At 67.9% G+C, this 22156-nt stretch carries 18 protein-coding genes and 1 pseudogene; 8 read left to right on the top strand and 11 right to left on the bottom strand.

Translation table 11 applies throughout. The features are described 5' to 3' along the window. Nucleotides 1-31 precede the first annotated feature (31 nt). Both AAID08_RS13290 and AAID08_RS13285 read right to left on the bottom strand, forming a co-directional pair. Entirely contained in the window at nt 32-937 is a 906-nt protein-coding gene (locus tag AAID08_RS13290) for a pirin family protein (RefSeq protein WP_054502626.1), read from the bottom strand. 77 nt (nt 938-1014) lie between these two features. Beyond that, complete coding sequence (locus tag AAID08_RS13285) at nt 1015-1713, bottom strand: pirin family protein (RefSeq protein WP_054502627.1); 699 nt, start codon at nt 1711-1713, stop codon at nt 1015-1017. A 180-nt stretch (nt 1714-1893) separates the two neighbouring features. Here AAID08_RS13285 and AAID08_RS13280 point away from each other — a divergent pair, with 180 nt between their 5' ends. After that, a complete protein-coding gene (locus AAID08_RS13280; protein ID WP_054502628.1) occupies nt 1894-2808 on the top strand; it encodes a LysR family transcriptional regulator in 915 nt (304 codons plus the stop codon). Nucleotides 2809-2880: 72 nt separating this feature from the next. Here the strand turns inward: AAID08_RS13280 and ntrC are convergent, their stop codons facing one another. The 5 genes from ntrC to rdgB all read right to left on the bottom strand — a co-directional run bounded on the left by ntrC (nt 2881) and on the right by rdgB (nt 9118). Next, nucleotides 2881-4383 carry a nitrogen regulation protein NR(I) gene (ntrC, locus tag AAID08_RS13275; RefSeq protein WP_054502629.1) on the bottom strand — a complete coding sequence of 501 codons (1503 nt, stop codon included), beginning with the start codon at nt 4381-4383 and terminating at the stop codon, nt 2881-2883. Continuing rightward, on the bottom strand, nt 4383-5447 hold the full coding sequence (glnL, locus tag AAID08_RS13270; protein ID WP_064522984.1) for a nitrogen regulation protein NR(II): 1065 nt from the start codon (nt 5445-5447) through the stop codon (nt 4383-4385). The genes ntrC and glnL overlap by 1 nt, the downstream gene beginning before the upstream one ends. 190 nt (nt 5448-5637) lie before the next feature. Then, nucleotides 5638-7050 carry a type I glutamate--ammonia ligase gene (glnA, locus tag AAID08_RS13265; RefSeq protein ID WP_049073515.1) on the bottom strand — a complete coding sequence of 471 codons (1413 nt, stop codon included), beginning with the start codon at nt 7048-7050 and terminating at the stop codon, nt 5638-5640. Between the two features lie 184 nt (nt 7051-7234). After that, nucleotides 7235-8458, bottom strand: coding sequence for a radical SAM family heme chaperone HemW (gene hemW, locus AAID08_RS13260; protein ID WP_269873900.1), 1224 nt, complete (start codon nt 8456-8458; stop codon nt 7235-7237). Nucleotides 8459-8494: 36 nt separating this feature from the next. Beyond that, nucleotides 8495-9118, bottom strand: coding sequence for an RdgB/HAM1 family non-canonical purine NTP pyrophosphatase (gene rdgB / locus AAID08_RS13255; protein WP_054502632.1), 624 nt, complete (start codon nt 9116-9118; stop codon nt 8495-8497). A 125-nt stretch (nt 9119-9243) separates the two neighbouring features. Here rdgB and AAID08_RS13250 point away from each other — a divergent pair, with 125 nt between their 5' ends. Next, complete coding sequence (locus tag AAID08_RS13250; RefSeq protein WP_231132851.1) at nt 9244-11100, top strand: EAL domain-containing protein; 1857 nt, start codon at nt 9244-9246, stop codon at nt 11098-11100. A 198-nt stretch (nt 11101-11298) separates the two neighbouring features. Here AAID08_RS13250 and AAID08_RS13245 read toward each other — a convergent pair. Continuing rightward, nucleotides 11299-12684: pseudogene (locus AAID08_RS13245) on the bottom strand (methyl-accepting chemotaxis protein); the annotation flags it as partial. A 233-nt stretch (nt 12685-12917) separates the two neighbouring features. Here AAID08_RS13245 and AAID08_RS13240 point away from each other — a divergent pair. Then, the gene (locus AAID08_RS13240; protein WP_054502634.1) at nt 12918-14078 is read left to right on the top strand and encodes an acyl-CoA dehydrogenase family protein; all 1161 of its coding nucleotides are present in this window, start codon (nt 12918-12920) and stop codon (nt 14076-14078) included. Then, nucleotides 14075-15445, top strand: a complete 1371-nt coding sequence (locus AAID08_RS13235; RefSeq protein ID WP_395757816.1) for an MmgE/PrpD family protein — start codon at nt 14075-14077, stop codon at nt 15443-15445. Before AAID08_RS13240 ends, AAID08_RS13235 begins: the two co-directional genes overlap by 4 nt. Before the next feature lie 16 nt (nt 15446-15461). Here the strand turns inward: AAID08_RS13235 and rph are convergent, their stop codons facing one another. Continuing rightward, entirely contained in the window at nt 15462-16196 is a 735-nt protein-coding gene (gene rph, locus AAID08_RS13230) for a ribonuclease PH (protein ID WP_054502636.1), read from the bottom strand. A 179-nt stretch (nt 16197-16375) separates the two neighbouring features. On the opposite strand from rph, the gene AAID08_RS13225 reads away from it, so the two are divergent. The 3 genes from AAID08_RS13225 to AAID08_RS13215 all read left to right on the top strand — a co-directional run bounded on the left by AAID08_RS13225 (nt 16376) and on the right by AAID08_RS13215 (nt 18229). Further along, nucleotides 16376-17305: a YicC/YloC family endoribonuclease gene (locus AAID08_RS13225; protein WP_054502637.1), complete on the top strand. Its 930-nt coding sequence runs from the start codon at nt 16376-16378 to the stop codon at nt 17303-17305. Nucleotides 17306-17603: 298 nt separating this feature from the next. Next, nucleotides 17604-17948 (top strand): hypothetical protein, encoded by a 345-nt coding sequence (locus AAID08_RS13220; RefSeq protein WP_064522992.1) that lies wholly within the window; start codon nt 17604-17606, stop codon nt 17946-17948. Then, entirely contained in the window at nt 17945-18229 is a 285-nt protein-coding gene (locus AAID08_RS13215) for a DNA-binding transcriptional regulator (protein ID WP_064522994.1), read from the top strand. The genes AAID08_RS13220 and AAID08_RS13215 overlap by 4 nt, the downstream gene beginning before the upstream one ends. 96 nt (nt 18230-18325) lie before the next feature. Here AAID08_RS13215 and AAID08_RS13210 read toward each other — a convergent pair whose 3' ends face one another. Further along, entirely contained in the window at nt 18326-19909 is a 1584-nt protein-coding gene (locus AAID08_RS13210; protein ID WP_336236256.1) for an amino acid permease, read from the bottom strand. 160 nt (nt 19910-20069) lie between these two features. Further along, the gene (locus AAID08_RS13205; protein ID WP_369815833.1) at nt 20070-21569 is read right to left on the bottom strand and encodes an AMP nucleosidase; all 1500 of its coding nucleotides are present in this window, start codon (nt 21567-21569) and stop codon (nt 20070-20072) included. A 222-nt stretch (nt 21570-21791) separates the two neighbouring features. On the opposite strand from AAID08_RS13205, the gene AAID08_RS13200 reads away from it, so the two are divergent. Beyond that, entirely contained in the window at nt 21792-22145 is a 354-nt protein-coding gene (locus AAID08_RS13200; RefSeq protein ID WP_054502639.1) for a hypothetical protein, read from the top strand. The last annotated feature ends 11 nt before the right edge of the window (nt 22146-22156 follow it).

Here is a 22156-nt window from a genome sequence, read left to right as displayed (position 1 = left end):
CGCATGCCGCCCGGCGCTCCGATCGGGCGCGTCAAGCCCGCGGCGGCGGCAGCGGAATGAACTCGGTCTCGTCGCCCGGCACGGTCTGGCCGAAGCGGTTGCGCTGCCAGTCTTCCTTGGCCTGCTCGATGCGGTCCTTGCTGCTAGAGACGAAATTCCACCAGAGGAAGCGCGGGCCTTCCAGCGGCTCGCCACCGAGCACCGCGAAACGCGCGTCGGTACAGGCGCGGATCTGCACCGGACGGCCCGGGGCGAAAACGATCAGGCGGCCGCTCTCGAACACTTGGCCATCGATCTCGACCGAGCCGATCGCCAGGTAGGCGGCGCGCTCTTCGTGTTCCGCGGGCAGCACGGTGACGGCGCCGGCGCGCAACTGCATGTCGCCATAGAACAGCGGCGAGTGGGTCTTGACGGCCGAGGTCTTGCCGAACAGCGAGCCGGCCACGACCTGCGCGCGCACCCCCTCGCCCTCGACCACCGGCTGGGCGTCCAGGCCATAGTGGGTGAAACCGGGATCGGTTTCCTCGTGGGCCTTGGGCAGGCCGACCCAGATCTGCAGGCCGGCCAGGCGCTGCGCGGCCTGGCGGCTTTCGGGCGAGGAGCGTTCGGAGTGCACGATGCCGCGGCCGGCCGTCATCCAGTTCACCTCGCCGGGCAGGATGGTCTGGGTATTGCCGGCGCCGTCGCGATGCACCATCGAGCCTTCGTACAGATAGGTGACGGTGGACAGGCCGATGTGCGGATGCGGGCGCACGTCGATGCCCGAGCCGGCCGTGAATTCAACCGGGCCCATGTGGTCCAGGAAGACGAACGGGCCGACGGTGCGGCGCTGCGCCGAGGGCAGCGCGCGCCGGACTTCGAAGCCGCCCAGGTCGCTGCTGCGCGGCACCACCACGGTTTCGATCTGGCTGTCGCCGGCTTGGGACAAAGTGGACATGGGAATACTCCTGTAGGTTGGCCGTCTCGGGGCCATGTTAAGGCCGGGCGGATCGGCGATCCACCCGGCTGCCGGCCTCAAGCCAGATCGAACACCAGCACTTCGGCGTTGTCGCCGCCGGACAGCGCCACCCGCGTTTCATCGCTGATGGCGACCGCGTCGCCGGCCGCCAGCGCCACGCCGTTGACCGTCAGGCTGCCGCGGGCCACGTGCACCCAGGCGCGGCGGCCGGGGGCCAGTTCCAGCGAGGCCGACTCGTCGCCGTCGAACAGGCCGGCATAGAGCCGCACGTCCTGATGGATCGTCATCGAGCCGTCGACGCCGTCGCCCGACACCAGGGCTTGCAGACGGCCGCGCTTTTGGGCGTCGGTGAAGGCCTTTTCTTCATACTCCGGCGCGATGCCCGTGACGTTCGGCTCGATCCAGATCTGCAGCATGTGCGTTTCCTTGTCGGCGCGCGGGTTGAACTCGGAGTGCATCACGCCGCGGCCGGCGCTCATCCGCTGCACGTTGCCGGGCTGGATGGTGGAGCCGCTGCCCATGCTGTCCTTGTGCGCAATGGCGCCGTCCAGCACGTAGGTGATGATCTCCATGTCGCGATGGCCGTGGGTGCCGAAGCCGCGGCCGGCGGCGATGCGGTCGTCGTTGATCACGCGCAGCGCGCCGAAGCCCATGTGGGCGGGATCGTAGTAGTTGGCGAACGAGAAGGTGTGGAACGAATCGAGCCAGCCGTGGTTGGCGTGACCGCGTTCGGCGCTACGGCGGATGGTAAGCATGGTGACTCCTGTTTCAAATATGTGAATGGTTTCGCTTGGGCCGGCGCCTGACTTTTTTCGCTTGGCGCTGGCTGCTCGACCGGCATGAGTGACATTGTGCGCGTACTCGCGCGCCGATTTGACGCTATGATTTGAAGAAACCATTCAATTTTTTTGAACGATATTGCCCGGAACTTCCCCATGCAGCCGATCACCCCCGAATTGCTCGTCCTTGTGGATGCGATCGCGCGCCACGGCAGCTTTGCCAAGGCGGCGCGCGAGCTGGACAAGGTGCCCTCCGCCGTGACCTACGCCATCCGCAAGCTGGAGGACGGGCTGGACGTGCTGCTGTTCGACCGCTCCGGGCACCGGGCGCTGCTGACGCCGGCCGGCGAGGCGCTGCTCAAGGACGGCCGCCACGTGCTGCAGTCGCTCGACGACCTGGCCTGCCGGGTCAAGCGCATCGCCACCGGCTGGGAGGTGGAGCTGCGCATCGCGGTAAGCGCGGTGCTGCCCTGGCGGCCGCTGTACGACCTGGTCGAGGAATTCCAGGCGCTGGGCAGCGCGACGACCCTGCGCTTTTCGACCGAGGTGCTGAGCGGCAACTGGGATGCGTTGACCTCGAACCGCGCCGACCTCGTGATCGGCGCGGGAGCGGCCGGCGAGCCGACCGGCCCCTACCGCTCACAGACGATGGGACAGGCGCAATTCGGCTTCTGCGTGGCGGCGCATCACCCGCTCGCATCGCTGCCGCAGCCGCTGAGCCGCGCCGACATCACGCGCTACTGCGCGGTGGTGGTGGCCGATACCTCGCGCAACCTGCCGCCGCAGTCGCGCGGCATCCTGGCAGAGCAGCCGACGCTGGTGATGCCCACGATGCAGGCCAAGATCGAGGCCCAGATTCGCGGGTTGGGCTGCGGCTACCTGCCGTTGACGCTGGCCGCGCCCTACCTGGCGCAGGGCGTGCTGGTGGTCTGCGATACCGATGAGGGGATGTCGCTGACCGAGCATGTGGCGTATGCGTGGCGGGCGGAGGCGCCCGGCGAGGCGTTGAAGTGGTGGCTGCAGAAGTTGAAGTCGCCGCGCCTTTGCGAGGGCCTGCTAGGCATGGCCTGAGCGCGTCATTTTCCTCTGAAGGACGCCCCGCGGGCGGCGCAGCGGCCGCCCCGGGGTCCGGGCCAACGCGGCCTACTCGTCCTCGATGCCCAGCTCGCGCAGCTTGCGCGTGATGGTGTTGCGGCCGATGCCCAGCCTTGAGGCGGCTTCCACGCGGCGGCCGCGACTGGCGTCCAGGGCGCTTTGGAGCAGGATCTTCTCGAACTGGCGCGTCAGCGTCGCCATGACGGCGGGTTCGCCGCGCTCTAGGCGGTACTGCGCGTCGCGCAGCAGGGAGTCCTGCCAGTTGCGGGGCGTGGCTTCGTCGGCCGCGGCGGGCGCGGAGTGCTGGACCACGGTGCCGATGGCGGCAACGCCGGCGCTGGCGGGCGGTCGCGGCGATACGGAGCCGGCGGCCGGCGCGTGTTCCATCGCGCGGATTTCGGGCGGCAGGTCGGCGCGTTCGACGGTCTGGCCAGGGGCCATGACGGTAAGCCAGTGGCAGAAGTTCTCCAACTGGCGCACGTTGCCCGGAAAGTCGAACTTGGTCAGGACTGCCAGCGCTTCCGGAGTCAGCCGCTTGACCGGCACGCCAAGGGCGCGCGCGCTGGCGGTGAGGAAGTGGTTGGCGAGCGCGGGGATGTCCTCGACCCGTTCGCGCAGCGGGGGCAGGCGCAGGCGGATGACGTTCAGGCGGTGGAACAGGTCTTCGCGGAACAGGCCCTGCTCGACCCGCTGCTCCAGCGGCTGGTGGGTGGCGGCGACGATGCGCACGTCGACCCGCACCGGCTGGGCGCCGCCGACGCGGTAGAAGCTGCCTTCGGCCAGCACGCGCAGCAGGCGGGTCTGCAATTCGATCGGCATGTCGCCGATTTCATCGAGGAACAGCGTGCCGCCATGGGCTTCCTCGAAGCGGCCGCGGCGCAGCGTGTTGGCGCCGGTGAAAGCGCCGCGTTCGTGGCCGAACAGTTCGGCTTCCAGCAGATCGCGCGGGATGGCGGCGGCGTTCAGCGCCACGAACGGGCCGCCGGCGCGCATGCCATGGCCGTGCAGCGCGCGCGCCACCAGTTCCTTGCCGGTGCCGGACTCGCCGGTGATCAGCACGGTGACCTTGGACTGCGCCAGCCGGCCGATGGCGCGGAACACTTCCTGCATGGCGGTGGACGACGACTGCGTCATCATCCAGCGTTCGTTGTTCTGCGCCTCGCCCTGCCCTTCGGGACTCTCGGGCTGGGCCGATTCCTGCATGGCGCGCTGGATCAGCGCCACCGCTTCGTTCACGTCGAAGGGCTTGGCCAGGTAGTCGAAGGCGCCGCCCTGGAAGGCCGACACGGTGCTGTCCAGGTCGGCAAAGGCGGTCATGACGATGACGGGCAGGCCAGGATGGCGTTCCTTGAGCTGGCGCAGCAGTTCGAGGCCGTTGCCGCCGGGCATGCGGATATCGGAAACCAGGGCGACGGGCGTCTCGTGCGCCAGCGCGTCGAGCACGTCGGCGGCCTGGGAGAAACTACGGGTGGGGACACCGGCGCGGGCCAGGGCCTTTTCGAGGACCCAGCGGATGGCCTGGTCGTCGTCGACGATCCATACGGGTTTCATCAGAGTGCGGGCTCCATCGGTAGGACCAGGCGAAACTCGGTGCGCCCGGGTCGGGATTCAAATTCGATGATGCCTCCGTGCTGCTGCACGAAATCCTGGGCCAGGCTCAGGCCCAGGCCGGTCCCGCCGGCGCGGGCGGTGACCAGGGGATGGAAAATGCGGTCGCGGATATGGTCCGGCACGCCGGGACCGTTATCGATGATGGACAGCTCCAGCGCCAGGCGGTGCTGCCGATGCGCCAGCATGACCTGGCGCGCCACGCGGGTGCGCAGCGTGACGACGCCAGGTTCGAGTCCGGGCGTCTGCGGCCGCGCGACCAGTTCCTGCGCCGCGTTGCGGGCCACGTTCAGCACCGCCTGCATCAGGCGGGCGGCGTCGCCCTTCAGGTCGGGCATGGACGCGTCGTAGTCGCGCACCAGCGTGACGTCGTTGCGGAATTCGGCCTGGATCAGGGCGCAGACGCGCTCGCAGATCTCGTGGATGTTCACCGGCCGCGCGTTCAGCGGCACGCGTTGCGGGCCGCTCAGGCGGTCCACCAGCGCCTGCAGGCGGTCGGCTTCGGAAATGATGACCTGGGTGTACTCGGCCAGCGCCGCGCTCGGCAGCTCGGCTTCCAGCAGTTGCGCGGCGCCGCGCAAGCCGCCCAGGGGATTCTTGACTTCGTGCGCGAGGTTGCGCAGCAGTTCGCGGTGCGCCTCGATCTCGTCGACCAGGCGATGGTTGCGGTCGGCCAGCACGCGCTGCTCGATCTCGCGGGTCTCGATCAGCACCGGCCAGGCCTGGCCGCTCAAGCCGACCGTGGTCACCGCCACTTCCACCGATTCGGCGGCGCGGCGCAATGAGGCCAGTTGCCTGACGTCGGCATACCTGCCGGCCGCGGCGCGGTCGATGGACGATTGGATGTTTTCCGGATTGTCGAACAGCGTGGCGGCGGAGTGGCCGCAGAGCTGCTTGCGGGAACGGCCGAACAAATCCTCGGCGGCCGCATTGGCGTATTCGATATGCCCGCGTGCGTTGACCAGGAAAACGGACGTGGCAAGCAGATCGAGAGCTTCTACATTCATTTTCAACGTACCCGAATGACTACAAGGGGGAAATCGGCACACCGGTCCGGTGGCGCTTGCGTGCGCCGCCCTGCCCGCCGGCGCGAGGGCCGGCGGGACAGGCTGTCGGTCGGCGACCTGGCGGTGCGCGTGGTGTCGGCCCTGGTTTCTGCCTACATCATCGCGCTCCCCCAGCCACAACCCCTGGAAATCAGAGGCTGTAGTACATGTCGAATTCGACCGGGTGCGTGGTCATGCGCAGACGGTTCACATCGGCCATCTTCAGGTCGATGTAGGCGTTGAGCATGTCGTTGCTGAACACGCCGCCGCGGGTCAGGAACTCGCGGTCGTTGTCCAGCGCTTCCAGCGCCTGCTCCAGCGAGGAGCACACGGTCGGGATCTTGGCGTCTTCTTCCGGCGGCAGGTCGTACAGATTCTTGTCGGCCGGATCGCCGGGGTGAATCTTGTTCTGCACGCCGTCCAGGCCGGCCATCATCAGGGCCGAGAAGGCCAGGTACGGGTTGGCCAGGGGGTCCGGGAAGCGCGCTTCGACGCGGCGGCCCTTCGGGTTGCCCACGTACGGGATGCGGATCGAGGCCGAACGGTTGCGGGCCGAGTAGGCCAGCTTGACCGGGGCTTCGTAGTGCGGGACCAGGCGCTTGTACGAGTTGGTGCCCGGGTTGGTGATGGCGTTCAGGGCGCGGGCGTGCTTGATGATGCCGCCGATGTAGTACAGCGCGAATTCCGACAGGCCGGCGTAGCCGTTGCCCGCGAACAGGTTCTGGCCGTCCTTCCAGATCGACTGGTGCACGTGCATGCCGGAACCGTTGTCGCCGACGACGGGCTTGGGCATGAAGGTGGCGGTCTTGCCGTAGGCATGGGCCACGTTGTGCACGATGTACTTGACGATCTGGGTCCAGTCGGCACGTTGCACCAGGGTGCTGAACTTGGTGCCGATTTCCAGTTGGCCGGCGCCGGCCACTTCATGGTGGTGCACTTCGACCGGCACGCCCATCTGTTCCATCAGCAGGCACATTTCCGAACGCATGTCCTGGAACGAATCGACCGGGGGAACGGGGAAGTAGCCGCCCTTGACCGCGGGACGGTGGCCGGTGTTGCCGCCTTCGAATTCCAGGCCGGTGGACCAGGAGGCCTCTTCCGACTTGATCTTGACGAAGGTGCCCGACATGTCGGTGTTCCAGGTCACGCCGTCGAACACGAAGAATTCGGGTTCCGGACCGAAGTAGGCGGTGTCGCCCAGGCCCGAGGCCTTCAGGTAGGCTTCGGCGCGCTTGGCCAGCGAACGCGGGTCGCGGTCATAGCCCTTCAGGTCCGACGGTTCGACCACGTCGCACGACAGGATCAGGGTCGGCTCTTCGCGGAACGGATCCAGGTTGGCGGTCGACAGGTCGGGGATGAGCAGCATGTCGGAGGCTTCGATGCCCTTCCAGCCCGGGATCGACGAACCGTCGAAAGCCTGCCCGCTTTCCAGCTTGTCTTCATCGATAGCGGAAGTGGGCACCGACACGTGGTGCTCGCGGCCAACCGTATCGGTAAAGCGGAAATCCACGAATTTGACTTCGTTGTCGGCGATCTGTTTCAGGACGTCTTTCGGGCTTGCCATGTCATCTCCATTAGATAAAAGGGTCGAGGGCTGTGCCGCTCGACTGGCATAAAAGAAGGAAGCAATAAGCGTGCCAGGTCCCACCCCCGGGATTGCCCGGGGAGGCCTGTGAGGTCATGGGGCAATGTAGCACCATCTTGGTGCAAATGATGGGGCATGATTGCCCCATCATGGTGCTTTATTGCTACAGGAACATTTCCTGCAGGTCGTTCAGGAAGCGCCAGCCCAGGGGCGTGGCCCGCAGGCGGGTGGGATCGGCGTCCAGCAGGCCCTTGGCGGACGCTGCCTCCAATTGGTGCGCGATGGCGGCCAGCGACAGGCCGGTGCGCTCGTTGAACAGCGTGGCCGCGACGCCGTCCTTCAGACGCAGGGCGTTCAGCATGAACTCGAACGGCAGCTCGTCGGGGCCGACCTGGCGGCTCTCCGCCAGGTGGCTGCCGTCGCCGGCGGCGGCCGCGCGCATCCAGGACTCCGGGCTGCGCAGGCGCGCCTCGCGCACGATGCGGTCATGGAACGACAGTTTGCCGTGGGCGCCCGGCCCCAGGCCGAGGTAGTCGCCGAACTCCCAATAGTTCAGGTTGTGGCGGCAGCGCGCCCCGGGCCGGGCATAGGCCGAAACCTCGTAGCGCGCCAGGCCGGCCGCGGCCAGCTCGGCCTCGACCGCGTCCTGCATGGCGGCGCTGGCGTCGTCGTCCGGCAGGTCCTCGGGCGGGAACTTGGCGAAGACGGTGTTGGGCTCCATCGTCAGGTGATAGAGCGACAGGTGCTCGGTGCCGAAGCCGATGGCCTGGCGCAGGTCGGCCACGCAGGCGTCCAGGGTCTGGCCCGGCAGCGCGAACATCATATCCAGGTTGACGCGCGGCGCGGCGCGCTGGGCCATCTCGATGGCGGCGCGGGCCTGGGCCGCGTCGTGGATGCGGCCCAGCTTCTTCAACTGGGCGTCGTCGAAGCTCTGGATGCCCAGCGAGAAACGGGTCACGCCGCTGGCGGCGTAGTCGCGAAAACGGTCGGCCTCGGCGGTGCCGGGATTGGCCTCCATGGTGATTTCCGCATCGGGCCACATGTTCAGACAGGCGCGCAGCATGGCCAGCAATTCGTCCAGGCCGGCGGCCGACAGCAGGCTGGGCGTGCCGCCGCCGATGAACACCGAAACCACCTGGCGCCCCCAGATCGACGGCAGCGCCTGCTCCAGGTCGCTGCGCAGCGCGTCCAGGTAGGCGCGTTCGGGAATCTCGCCGCCGGGCGCGGCGTGCGAATTGAAATCACAGTACGGGCACTTGCGCACGCACCACGGCACGTGCACATAGACCGACAGCGGCGGCAGGCTGGCCAGGGTGGCGCCGGCCGGGGTGACCAGGCGCGAGCGGGCCGCGCCCATTTCGGAGCGGATGGGGATGGTGATGGACATTCGTGTTCCTGGCGGCGGCGCACACGCGCGCCGGGGTCAAGCCTGGTTCAGCTTGCTCAGCAGTTCGCGCAGCGCGCGGGCGCGATGGCTGATGCGGTTCTTTTCCTCGGGATCGAGCGCGGCGGCCGTCAGGCCCTGGTCGGGCAGGTAGAAGTGCGGATCGTAGCCGAAGCCGTTCTCGCCTTCCGGCTGGTCGATGATTTCGCCCTGCCACAGGCCTTCGCCGATCAGCGGGCGCGGGTCGTTTTCACCGCGCACCAGCGCCAGCACCGCCACATAACAGGCGCTGCGGTCGGTCGCCGACGCCAACTTGTCGACCAGCAGCGCGTTGTTGGCCTGGTCGGATTTCTCGCCGCCATGCATCTTGGCGTAGCGCGCCGAATACACGCCCGGAGCGCCGTCCAGCGCGGCCACGCACAGGCCGGAATCATCGGCCAGCGCCGGCAGCCCGGTCAGGCGGCTGGCATGGCGAGCCTTGGTCAGCGCGTTCTCGACAAAGGTGACGTGGGGCTCCTCGGCCTCGGGCACGCCCAGGTCGCCCTGGGGCACCAGCTCGATGCCGAGCGGGGCGAACAAGGCGGAGAACTCACGCAGCTTGCCCGGGTTGTTGGATGCCAGCACGACGCGGCGCAGGGAATCGGGAATCTTGGGGGAAGTCATGGCCAAATTGTATAGGGCGCGGTCACCGCCCCGGGCGGCATGTTACGTGTAAGCGCAACAACACAGACATATTTCGTCGTCAATATGGGCAATCTTGTCACTGATCGTATCTGAACGCCCCGGCGATGAACCCACTTCACGCTTTGCCACGGCCGGTTGCGGCCAGCGCGCCCACCCATTCCGCCGGCGCCGCTGCGCCAGCCCCCGTCAGCCTGGCCGGCATCCTGCGCGAACGGCTGCTGCGCCCCCGCTTCCAGCCGGTGATCGACCTCTCGCACAGCCGCATCTATGGTCATGAAAGCCTGATCCGCGGCCCGGTCGACACCACCCTGCACTTTCCCGACGCCCTGTTCGCCGAGGCCCGCCGCCAGGGCCTGCATCCGCAACTGGAGCTGGCCAGCTTCCGGGCCGGCGCCCAGGGCTTCGACCAGACCGCGGCCGCCGGCAAGCTGTTCCTGAACCTGTCGGGTTCGGCGCTGATCCACTACTGGACGCTGTGGGGCGACGAAATGCCGCTGCGCCTGCTCAAGGATTGCACGCTGGCGCCGTCCAACATCATCGTCGAACTGACCGAGCAGGATCCCCTGTCCGAGCACATGTCGACGCTGGGCAACGCCTTTGCCTGCCTGCGCGAATACGGCATGCGCATCGCCCTGGACGACTATGGCGTGGGCAATTCCAACCTGCAGTTGTGGGCCGAGATGCAGCCCGATCTGGTCAAGATCGACCGCTACTTCTTCAACGGCATCGGCCATGACGATCGCAAGCAGAACATGGTGCGCGCCATCCTCAAGGTGGCGCAGTACCTGGGCACGGCCATCGTGGCCGAGGGCATCGAGACCGCCGAGGACCTGGCGGTGGTGCGCGACCTGGAGATCCGCTACGCCCAGGGCTGGCTGCTGGGACGCCCCGACGAAGCCCTGCTGACCGAACTGACCCCGCCGCTGCGCGACTCGCTTCGGGTGCGGGCGCCCGCCCCACTGTCGCAGCGTTCGACCGGCGGCACCGCCGCCAGCCTGCGGGTCGAGGCCCCGGCCGCGCTGCTGCACAAGCACACCAACGACGACGTGCACCGCCTGTTCATCGAGCACAAGAGCCTGCACGCCGTGGCGGTGGTCGACGGCGACAACCGGCCGGTGGGCATCATCAACCGCCGCGACTTCTCCGAACACTACGCGCAGCGCTACACCCGCGAACTGTTCGGACGCGACGCCTGCTCGACCTTCATGAACGGCGAGCCGGTGCTGGTGGACCTGGACGTGTCGATCGACCAGTTGAGCCACGTGCTGATCTCGGAAGACCAGCGCTACCTGATGGACGGCCTCATCATCACCCGCGACGGCCGCTACGACGGCCTGGCCACCGGCGAGACGCTGGTGCGCTCGGTGACCGAGATGCGCATCGAGGCCGCGCGCTACGCCAACCCGTTGACCTCGCTGCCGGGCAACATTCCCATCAGCCGGCACATCGCCACGCTGCTGGAGGACGCCGCCGATTTCACCATCTGCTACGGCGACCTGAACAACTTCAAGCCGTTCAACGACGTCTACGGTTACTGGCGCGGCGACGACATGATCCTGCTAACCGCCGACATCATCAAGCGCCACTGCGATCCGCTGCGCGATTTCGTCGGCCACGTCGGCGGCGACGACTTCGTGGTGCTGCTGCGCAGCGCCGACTGGAACGAGCGCATCCAGCGCGTCATCGCCGAGTTCAACGAGCGCGCCATCGACCTGTACGACGACGAGGGCCGCCGCAACGGCGGCATCGAGGCCGAGGACCGTTACGGCGTGCCGCGCTTTTTCCCGTTCGTGACGCTGGGGGTCGGCGCGCTCACCGTCACCCCTTCCCTATGCGAGCGCATCCGCCCGGAGGACATCGCGTCGGCCGCTGCCCATGTCAAGCACAAGGTCAAGCATGGGAACCTGTCGCTGGTGACCGAGCGCTACAACGGCGGCGCCCTGCCGCAGCTCGTGCGCTGAAGCCTGCCCGGCGGCCTCCTGCGTCGCCTGGTCGATCTGGAATACCGACACCGCGCGCCGCAGGCCCTGGGCCTGCTGTTCCAGCGCGGCGGCCGCGGCGGCGGTCTGTTCGACCATTGCCGCATTCTCCTGGGTCGAGCGTTCGATATCCGCCACGGCGTCATTGACCGAGGCGATGCCCGCGGCCTGCTCGGCCGTGGCGCTGGAGATTTCCGCCACGATCTGGGTCACGCGGTCGACCGAGGCCAGCATGTCGCGCATGGTGTCGCCGGCCAGGTTGACCTGGCGCACGCCGGCCTCGACGCGCGCGGCCGAATCCTCGATCAAGCCCTTGATTTCCCTGGCCGCCTGGGCGCTGCGCTGGGCCAGCGAGCGCACTTCTCCCGCCACCACCGCAAAGCCCTTGCCCTGCTCGCCGGCGCGGGCGGCTTCCACCGCCGCGTTCAACGCCAGGATGTTGGTCTGGAAGGCGATGCTGTCCACCACCCCGACGATCTCGCCGATGCGGCGCGCGCTGTCGGCAATGCCCTGCATGCTGGTCACCACCTCCTGCACCGCCTGGCCGCCGCGCTGGGCCAGTTGGGTCGCGCTGAGCGCCTGGCGGCTGGCCAGATCGGCGTTGCCTGCGGTCATCTGCACCGTATGGGCCAGTTGCGTCATGTTGGCCGCGGCCTCCTGCAGCGAACCGGCCTGGCGCGCGGTGCGGTCCGACATGTCGGCGCCGCCGGCCGCGATCTCGCCCGAGCCCGTATGGATCTCCTCGACGCCATGGCGCACCGACGCCACCGCCGCCGACAGGCCGGTCTGCATGCGGCGCATGGCCGAATACAGCACGCCGATCTCGTTGTCGCCATGGACGGCGATGTGGCCGGTCAGGTCGCCGTCGGCGATGCGGTCGAAATGCGCGCCGGCCTCGTTCAGCGGCCGCAGGATGCGGCGGCGAAAGCCCAGCCGGATCAGCACCGCCAGCACCAGCACGAAGCCCAGCACCGCCGCGGCCACCACGGTCACGCGCTGCATGGTCTGGCTGGCCCCGGCCACCGCGGCCTGGCCCTGCTGGCGCGCATAGGCCTGGTAGGCGTCGGCCTGCTTCACGTAGGCCGAGCCGGATGCCGGCAACACCTTGTCGACCAATCGATTCACCTCGATGCCGTTCCAGCCCTTGATGGCCTTGAACATGGGCGCCAGCGTCTGGTCGGCAAAAGCAGCATAGGCCGCCAGCGCCTGGTCGAACAGCGGCGCGCCCTGGGCGCTGGTGTCGGGATTGGCTCGCAGCCGCGCCAGGCTGGCAGCGGCCTGCCTGAGCAGCGCATCGGCATGGTTCAGCGACTGGTCGCGGGCTTCCTCCAGCCCGCCCTCCATGGCCGTCTTGGCGTCGGTCAGCGCGGCGCGCGCCTGGAACAGGCTGCTGGTCATGTCCGACAGGTCGCTGGCGCGCTCGATACTGCCCCGCCCCAGCGCCTCGATGTCGGCGCGGTTTTCGCGCAGCACGAAGATCCCGGCCGCCGCGGCCAGCGCGAACAGCACCACAAACACTGCCAGAATGGCGGAAACCGCCGTCGTCACCCTGAGATTTTTCCGCATATCCGTCCGTCTGTTGCATCGCCACACAGGCGCATCGGCGCGATTATGGGGATGCAGTTTGGCAATTTCTTGACACAACCCGGCCCCCCGCATGACGAACGGCCGTCACACAAATGCGCTTTTGCGAACAGGAACCCGGTATTAATGAATTGTGAATTGGCAGGCGCGGCGCCTTGCGGCACATTCGATCCTGTCCCGAATTCCATTTCACTGTCGACATCGCAGCCCACCCCATGCCTCACGCCTCCCACGCCTACCAGGACATCCGCGAAGCCGTCCGCGACCTGTGCGCCCAATTCCCCGCCGAATACTTCCGCAAGGTCGATGAAGAACGCGGCTACCCCGACGCCTTCGTGCGCGCGCTCACCGAAGCCGGCTGGCTGGCCGCGCTGATTCCCCAGGAATACGGCGGCTCGGGCCTGGGCCTGACCGAGGCCTCGGTCATCATGGAAGAGATCAACCGCAGCGGCGGCAACTCGGGCGCCTGCCACGGCCAGATGTACAACATGGGCACCCTGCTGCGGCACGGTTCCGAGGCGCAGAAGCGCGAATACCTGCCGCGCATCGCCGCCGGCGAGCTGCGCCTGCAGTCGATGGGCGTGACCGAGCCCACCACCGGCACCGACACCACCAAGATCAAGACCACCGCCGTGCGCCGCGGCGACCGCTACGTCATCAACGGCCAGAAGGTCTGGATCTCGCGGGTGCAGCATTCCGACCTGATGATCCTGCTGGCCCGCACCACGCCGCTGGATCAGGTCACGCGCAAGTCCGAGGGCATGTCGATCTTCCTGGTGGACCTGCACGAGGCGGTCAAGCACGGCATGTCGATCCGCCCGATCCCCAACATGGTCAACCACGAGACCAACGAGCTGTTCTTCGACAACCTGGAGATCCCGGCCGACAACCTGATCGGCGAGGAAGGCAAGGGTTTCAAGTACATCCTGGACGGCCTGAACGCCGAGCGCACCCTGATCGCCGCCGAGTGCATCGGCGACGGCTACTGGTTCGTCGACAAGGTCACCGCCTACGCCAAGGAACGCATGGTGTTCGGCCGCCCCATCGGCCAGAACCAGGGCGTGCAGTTCCCCATCGCCCGCGCCCACATCAACGTCGAGGCCGCCAGCCTGATGCGCTACGAGGCCTGCCGCCTGTTCGACGCGCACGAACCCTGCGGCGCGCAGGCCAACATGGCCAAGCTGCTGGCCGCCGACGCCTCCTGGGAGGCCGCCAACGCCTGCCTGCAGTTCCACGGCGGCTTCGGCTTCGCCACCGAATACGACGTCGAGCGCAAGTTCCGCGAGACCCGTCTCTATCAGGTCGCGCCGATCTCGACCAACCTGATCCTCTCCTACGTCGCCGAACACATCCTGGGCCTGCCGCGCTCCTTCTGACCATGACCCCCGACACCTCCCATCCCAGCGCCGCCCTCGCCGCCTTCGCGGCCAACCTGCGCTTCGAGGACATCCCCGCCCCGGTGCTGCGCCGCGCCGAAGACCTGTTGCTGGACTGCCTGGCCTCGATCCTGGCGGGCGCCGCGTCGCGCCCGGTGCTGGCCATCGACCGCTACGCCGCCGCCATGGGGCCGGCGGACGGCCCCAGCGAGATCCTGATCAACCGGCGCCGCACCTCGCCGGTGTTCGCCGCCATGGTCAACGCCGCCGCCGCCCACGTGGTCGAGCAGGACGACGTGCACAACGGGTCGGTGTTCCACCCCGCGGCCGTGGTGTTCCCGCCGGTGCTGGCGGTGGCCCAGGCGCTGGGCCGCAGCGGCCGCGACCTGCTGGTGGCGGCCGTGGCCGGCTACGAAGTCGGCATCCGCGTCGGCGAATTCCTCGGCCGTTCGCACTACAAGATCTTCCACACCACCGGCACCGCCGGCACGCTGGCCGCCGCCGCGGCCACCGGCCGCCTGCTGGGCCTGTCGCCCGCGGCCATGCTGGACGCCTTCGGCTCGGCCGGCACGCAAGCGGCGGGCCTGTGGGAGTTCCTGCGCGACGCCGCCGATTCCAAACAACTGCATACCGCCCGCGCCGCCGCCAACGGCATCGCCGCGGCCTACCTGGCGCAGGAAGGCTTCACCGGCGCGCGCCACATCCTCGAAGGGCCGCAGGGCATGGCCGCCGGCATGTCGAGCGACGCCGACCCGGCCCGCCTGACCGACCGCCTTGGCACGCGCTGGGCGCTGGCCGAGACCTCGTTCAAGTTCCATGCATCGTGCCGCCACACCCATCCGGCGGCGGACGCCCTGCAACAGGTGCTGCGCGAACACAAGCTGGCCGAAAGCGATATCGCGCGCGTGGTGGCGCACGTGCACCAGGGCGCCATCGACGTGCTGGGGCCGGTGGTCGATCCGCGCACGGTGCACCAGTCCAAGTTCTCGATGGGCACGGTGCTGGGCCTGATCGCGCGCCAGGGTCGCGCCGGCCTGCCGGAATTCGACGCCGCGCTGGACGATCCGGCGGTGGCCGACTTCCGCGGCCGGGTCACGATGGAACTGGATCCGGAAGTCGACGGCGCCTATCCGCAGCGCTGGATCGGCAAGGTCACGGTGCATACCCGCGACGGCCGCGTGCTGCACGGCCGCGTCGACGAACCCAAGGGCGATCCCGGCAACACCCTGTCGCGCGACGAGATCGAAACCAAGACGCTGAGCCTGGGCCGCTATGCCGACGCCGCCACCGAGGCCGAGCTGCGCGGCCTGATCAAAGCGATCTGGGACCTGGAGCGAGCCGGCAAGGTGGGCGCCCTGCTGCCCTGAGGCCCGCGCCGGCCGCTTACGCCAGCGCCGCCCGCTGCGCCCGCACCAGGCCGGCGATGCCGCTCTCGGCCAGGCCCAGCATCGCGTCCAGTTCGGCGCGCGTGAAGGTCGCGCCCTCGCCCGTGCCCTGCACTTCCACGAAGGCGCCGCTGCCCGTCATGATGACGTTGACGTCGGCGTCGCAGGCCGAGTCTTCCTCATAGTCCAGGTCCAGCACCGGACGGCCCTGCACCAGCCCGACCGACACCGCCGCCACCGCGTCGCGGATCGGGTTCACGGCCAGGTCGCCGCGTTGCATCAGCAGCGCGACCGCGTCGGACGCGGCCACCCAGGCGCCGGTGATGCTGGCGCAGCGCGTGCCGCCATCGGCCTGCAGCACGTCGCAATCCAGGTGCAGCGTGCGCTCGCCCAGCGCCCGCATATCGAACACGGCGCGCAGGCTGCGGCCGATCAGGCGCTGGATCTCCTGGGTGCGGCCGCTCTGCTTGCCACGCGCGGCCTCGCGGTCGCCGCGGGTATGGGTAGCGCGCGGCAGCATGCCGTACTCGGCCGTGACCCAGCCCTCGCCTTTGCCCTTGAGGAATGGCGGCACCTTTTCCAGCACGCTGGCCGTGCACAGCACGTGGGTGTTGCCGGCCTTCACCAGCACCGACCCTTCGGCGTAGCGCGTGAAACCGCGCTCCAGGCTGAACGGCCGCAGTTCGTCGACGGCGCGGCCCGACGGGCGGGCAATGGCGGTGGCAGTGGTCATGGCAAGGCTCCAATCAGATTCGGTTGGCGGCATTGTACGGGCTGCGGGTCGCGGCCCCGCCCGGGTTTGGAGTATCCTGCCGCGATACACGGGTTGCATATACCCGCCCGCGTCCGCGCACGACGGACAGGCGGAACCGGCGCGGCCCGATCCAAAACAAGCAACAGGATATCGACACCATGATTCGCAGCATGACCGCCTTCGGCAACGCCCGGGCAGATCTGGAACAAGGCACGCTGGCGCTGGAACTGCGCAGCGTCAACAGCCGCTTCCTCGACCTCTATTTCCGCCTGCCCGACGAGCTGCGCCATGTCGAGACGCCGCTGCGCGAACTGCTGACGGCGCAACTGGGGCGCGGCAAGGTCGAGATCCGCGTGTCCTACACCCGCAACGTCAGCGCCGACCTGTCCAGGCTGGACCCCGCCTGGCTCGAAACGCTGGCCGAACAACTGCAGGCCGCGCGCCGCGTCCTGCCCGACATCGCCGCCCCGCGACTGGTCGAGCTGTTCAACTGGCCCGGCCAGCGCGCCAACGACGCGCTCGACCCGCAGGTCTGGGGCGCCGCCTGCATGCAGGCCGCCCAGGAAGCGCTCAAGCAGTTGCAGGAAGGCCGCGCGCGCGAAGGCGAACGCCTGGCCGGCATGATGCGCGACTGTGCCGACGGCGTGGCCGCCATCGTCGAACTGGTGCAGAACCACCTGCCGCAGTTGCTCGCCGACCACCGTGACAAGCTCGCCGCCAAGCTGCGTGAAAGCGTGGAAACGGCTTTCCCCGGCGGTTTCACCCATATCTCGGGCGCCGAATTGTCCGAGCGGCTGTCGCAGGAAGCCAACCTGTTCGCGCTGCGCATCGACGTCGCCGAGGAACTGTCGCGCCTGCGCTCGCACGTGGCGGAGCTGCGCCACCTGCTGACCGACGGCGGCGGCAAGGCCGAAGGCAAGAAAAACGCCGGCAGCGCCGGCAAGCGCCTGGACTTCCTGTTCCAGGAAATGAACCGCGAGGCCAATACGCTGGGCTCCAAGGCCGGCAGCATGGAAGTCACCCGCGCCGCCATGGACCTGAAGCTGCTGATCGAGCAGATGCGGGAACAGGCGCAGAACATCGAGTGACGGGTACGCAAGACTCACGCATCCGGATTGCCGATCTTTGTCGCTTCGGCTTGGCCGAGCCCCGACACCCAGCGCCGCAAATGGCAGGACTTCGGCCCTGCTTTGACCGGCAGTCCGGATGATCAACCTCCTCCTGCCGCCTCCTATTCCCGGGCTTGCCACCGACATTGGCTGCTCGCCCCAAAAGGGATGACGAATTGGTCTCAGGCCCGCCGATCGGCCCGCCGCCTATCCATACAATGCCAGTTGCTCTTGTATCAGCTAATCCAATGGATTAGGATAGGACTCACGCGAAGTCATGCACGGCCTTGTCGAACTGCCCTCTTATATTCGCTTGGCCGACAAGCTTCTGACCGAGCGGGAACGCCAAGACCTTATCGACTATCTGGCGGGGAATCCCAAGGCCGGAGACATCATGGAAGGCACGGGCGGCGTGCGCAAGCTGCGCTGGCGCCGCGGCGACCACGGCAAGCGCGCGGGCGTGCGCGTCGTTTACTACTATCACGATGACCAGATGCCCCTATATCTGCTGACGCTCTTTGCCAAAGGCGACAAAGGCAATCTGACCAAGGCGGAGCGCAATGATCTTGCCAGTCTGGTCGACGTCTTGACGAACCTCTGGAACCGGCGAGCGCAATCATGACCAGCACATTCAACAACATCAAGCAGGGCCTGCACGAAGCGATCGCCCATGCCGAGGGCGATACCCGGGGCGTGCGCGTGCACCGCCCCCGTCAAGTCGACGTCAAGGCGGTACGAGCCAAAGTGGGCATGACCCAGGAGCAATTCGCCGCCCGATTCGGCTTTTCCACCGCGACGTTGCGGCACTGGGAACGTGGTGACCGCTCTCCGCGAGGCCCGGCGCTGGTATTGCTCAACGTGATTGAACGGAACCCCGAAGCGGTGATGGAAGCACTGGCGTAAGTTGAACGTTTGTAGCGCTTCTGCTCGTGCGGGCTGTCGGCGACCCGCTGCCTCGGCGCCGTTCGTCGGCACCAGGACAACGGGGGAACCCGCATTTCAGCGGCCGCCAGTACTTGGTGTGGGCGCCGTCTCCGGCCCGACCGTGGCGGGCTCGCCGCGCAGGGCCGAATCCAGGTAGGCGCTGCGCGCCCGGGCGTCCGGGAAGGTCATGTCCTTGTAGCTGACGAAGCGCGAACCCTTGACCAGGCGGTAGCCCAGCCAGATCAGCAGGAACAGCGGGATGCCGATATAGGTGGCCGCCACCCCGCCCCAGTCGATCCGATGCTCCAGGAAGGCCTGGTAGTTCTGCCCCAGCGTGATGACCAGGCACAGCACGAAAGCGAAGATCGGGCCGAACGGGAAGAACGGCGACACGTACGGCAGATCGGCCAGGTTGCGGCCCTGCTTGACGTAGCCGCGGCGGAACCGGTAGTGGCTGATCGCAATGCCCAGCCAGGCGATGAAACCGGTCATGCCCGACGTGTTCAGCAGCCAGATGTAGACCGCCTTGGGGCTGAAGATGAACGAGAAGAAGCACAGCGCCGCCACCACGGTGGTGGCCAGCAGCGCCCACAGCGGCACGCCGTTGCGCGCCACCCGGCCGAAAATACGCGGCGCCTTGCCGTCACGCGCCAGGCTGTAGAGCATGCGGGTGGCCGCGTACATGCCGGAATTACCGGCCGACAGCACCGAGGTCAGCACCACCGCGTTCATGATCGAGGCCGCCGCCAGCAGCCCGGCGCGTTCGAAGATCAACGCGAACGGACTGACGCTGACGTCGGTGACGTCATTGCGCAGCAAGTGCGGATCGGTATAGGGAATCAGCAGGCCGATCACCAGGATCGCCATCACGTAGAACAGCAGGATGCGCCAGAACACCTGGCGCACGGCGCGCGGCAGGTTGCGCGCGGGGTCCTTGGATTCGCCGGCGGCGATGCCGATGAGTTCGGTGCCCTGGAACGAAAAGCCCACTACCATGGCCACCCCGATCAGGGCGGCGAAACCGCCGGCGAACGGCGCGTCGCCCACGGTCCAGTTGGCCACCCCGCCATCCTCGCCGCCGCGGATGATGCCCAGCAGCATCATCACGCCCATGGCGACAAACGCCAGCACGGCGATCACCTTGATCAGCGCGAACCAGAATTCGGCCTCGCCGAAGCCGCGCGCCGACAGCGCATTCAACCCGAAAGTGATGGCAAGGAACAGCGCGCTCCAGTACACGCCCGGCACGTCGGGAAACCAGTACGCCATCACCAGTTGCGCGGCCACCAGGTCCACCGCCACCGTGACGGCCCAGTTGTACCAGTAGTTCCAGCCCAACGCGAAGCCGAAGCCATCTTCGACATAGCGCGCGCCGTAGGTCGAGAACGACCCGGACACCGGCATCGCGGCGGCCAGCTCGCCCAGGCTTGTCATGAGGAAATAGACCATCACGCCGATCAGCACATAACCCAGCAGCGCCCCGCCCGGACCGGCCTGGGCGATGGTGGCGCCGGAGGCCACGAACAGCCCCGTCCCGATGGAGCCGCCCACCGCGATCATCGTCAGGTGGCGCGCCGACAGGGCGCGGCGCAATTCGGACGGTTCTGCCGCCCCCTTCTTGCCGCCGTCGCGGTGCTGGTCGTGTTCCGTCAATGCCAAAGTCGTGTTCCTTCAGAGCAAAAAAGCCCCCGCGGATTGTGCCCCCGGGCGCCGTGGGATTTCCACGCAACGCGCGAGCATAGCGCAACTGCCCCCGGTCGTCGAAACGGCCGGGGGCAGGCGTGGATCCGTCCCCGCGCGGGGGATATTCACGCCGGGGCTATTGAAACGCCGTTTCCATGAAGGTGCGCAGCTTGCGCGAATGCAGCCGCTCGGGCGGCATGTCGCGCAGGCGTTCGAGCGCCCGGATTCCGATTTCCAGGTGCTGATTGACCTGGCGGCGGTAGAACGCGCTGGCCATGCCCGGCAATTTCAATTCGCCATGCAGCGGCTTGTCCGACACGCACAGCAGCGTGCCGTACGGCACGCGGAAGCGGAAGCCGTTGGCGGCGATGGTGGCGGACTCCATGTCCAGCGCGATGGCGCGCGACTGCGCGAAGCGCTCGACCAGCTCGACGTGGTCGCGCAGTTCCCAGTTGCGGTTGTCGATGGTGGCCACGGTGCCGGTGCGCATGATGCGCTTGAGGTCCCAGCCGGACAGTCCGGCGACCTCTTCGACCGCCTGCTCCAGCGCCACCTGCACCTCGGCCAGGGCCGGCACCGGCACCCAGGTGGGCAGGTCGTCGTCCAGCACGTGGTCCTCGCGCACGTAACCGTGGGCCAGCACGTAGTCGCCCAGCCGCTGCGAATCGCGCAGGCCGGCGCAGTGGCCCAGCATCAGCCAGGCGTGCGGACGCAGCACCGCGATGTGGTCGGTGATGGTTTTGGCATTGGACGGCCCCACGCCGATGTTCACCAGCGTGATGCCCGAATGGTCGCCGCGCACCAGGTGATAGGCCGGCATCTGCGGCAGGCGCTGCGCCTGGCCGTCGTCGGCCGGGCCGGATTCGCCGCGCCGCGTGATGCGGTTGCCCGGCTCCACCAGCATCTCGTAGTCTTCGTTGCCGCTGGCCATCAGCGCGCGGGCGCGGGCGCAGAACTCGTCGACGTAGAACTGGTAGTTGGTGAACAGCACGAAATTCTGGAAATGCGCCGGCGCCGTGGCGGTGTAGTGCTGCAGCCGGTGCAGGGAATAGTCCACCCGTTGCGCCGTGAAGGGCGCCAGCGGCTTGGGCTCGCCCTCCTTGCCGCGCCACGAACCGTTGACGATGGCGTCGTCGGTCACCGCCAGGTCGGGCACGTCGAACAGGTCGCGCAGCGGGCGCTTGAGCGCCTCGAGATGCTCGCCTTCGACATACGCGCCCTCGGGGAAAGCGAAGTGCAGCGGGATGGGCGAATCGGATTCGCCAACCTCGACCGCCACGCGGTGGTTCTGCAGCAGTTGGCCCACCTGTTCGATCAGATAGTCGCGAAACAGCGCCGGCTGGGTGATGGTGGTCTGGTAGATGCCGGGTTCGGCCACGTGGCCGTACGACAGGCGGGTATCGATGGGATCGTAGGTTTCCACCAGGATACGGATGGCCGGGTAATAGGCCCGGGCCCGTTCGCGGCCATTGGACGAGCCTTTCAGGACTTCGCGGAACGCCGCCCGCAGGAATGCCGTGTTGCGGGCGTAGATCTCCGCCAGCCGGTCGACCGCCGCCACCGCGTCTTGGTAGGGCTCGAAAGGAATGGCCTCGGGCCGGTTCATCGAGGACAAAGGGTGTACTGCGTTCATCATGCGCTGGACTCCGCTTTCTTATGGTCTTGTTTTCAGCGGCCGCTGTCGGCGATCAAACCGGCAAGGGCCGATGGCACCGATTATGCCCGACCCAATCGCTCGATGAAGTGCCATATTGGCCCGCCTGACCAGACGCCATCTGACGCCTGATCTCCGGCGCCAGGGTCGTCATTGCGATGGAAACAATATATCATTCCGTTTTTCCATTTTTACGCCCTGCCCATGCCGCCGGCCACCGGCTTTCGCCCCCGCCCGACTCAGCGCCTTGCCCGATGGGCGACGCTGGCGTGGCTGTGCGCCTGCCTGCTGCTGGCGCCGCTGGGCGGAGTCCGGCACGCGCTGGCGCACCTGTATGACGCACCCGAGTCCAGCCAGGACGCCGCGCATACCCCCGACAAGCTCGGCCACTGCGACCTCTGCCATATCTGGGATCTGCTGGACGCAACGCTGCCAGCCTCGTTTCCCGTCATCAACGGCAGTCCGCCCCGGCTGACGCCGCCGCCGCCCACCCCGCGCGGCGCCACGCTCGTCACCAGTCCCTGGTTCCAATCGCGCGCCCCGCCCGCCGCGGCCTGATCCCCTCGCGC

The organism is Achromobacter sp. EB05, assembly GCF_044232075.1.
In the GTDB taxonomy this organism is placed as follows: Bacteria; Pseudomonadota; Gammaproteobacteria; order Burkholderiales; family Burkholderiaceae_B; genus Achromobacter; species Achromobacter dolens.
The sequence above is the reverse complement of the archived record's forward strand: the minus strand, read 5'-3'. Positions and strand labels throughout refer to the sequence as shown.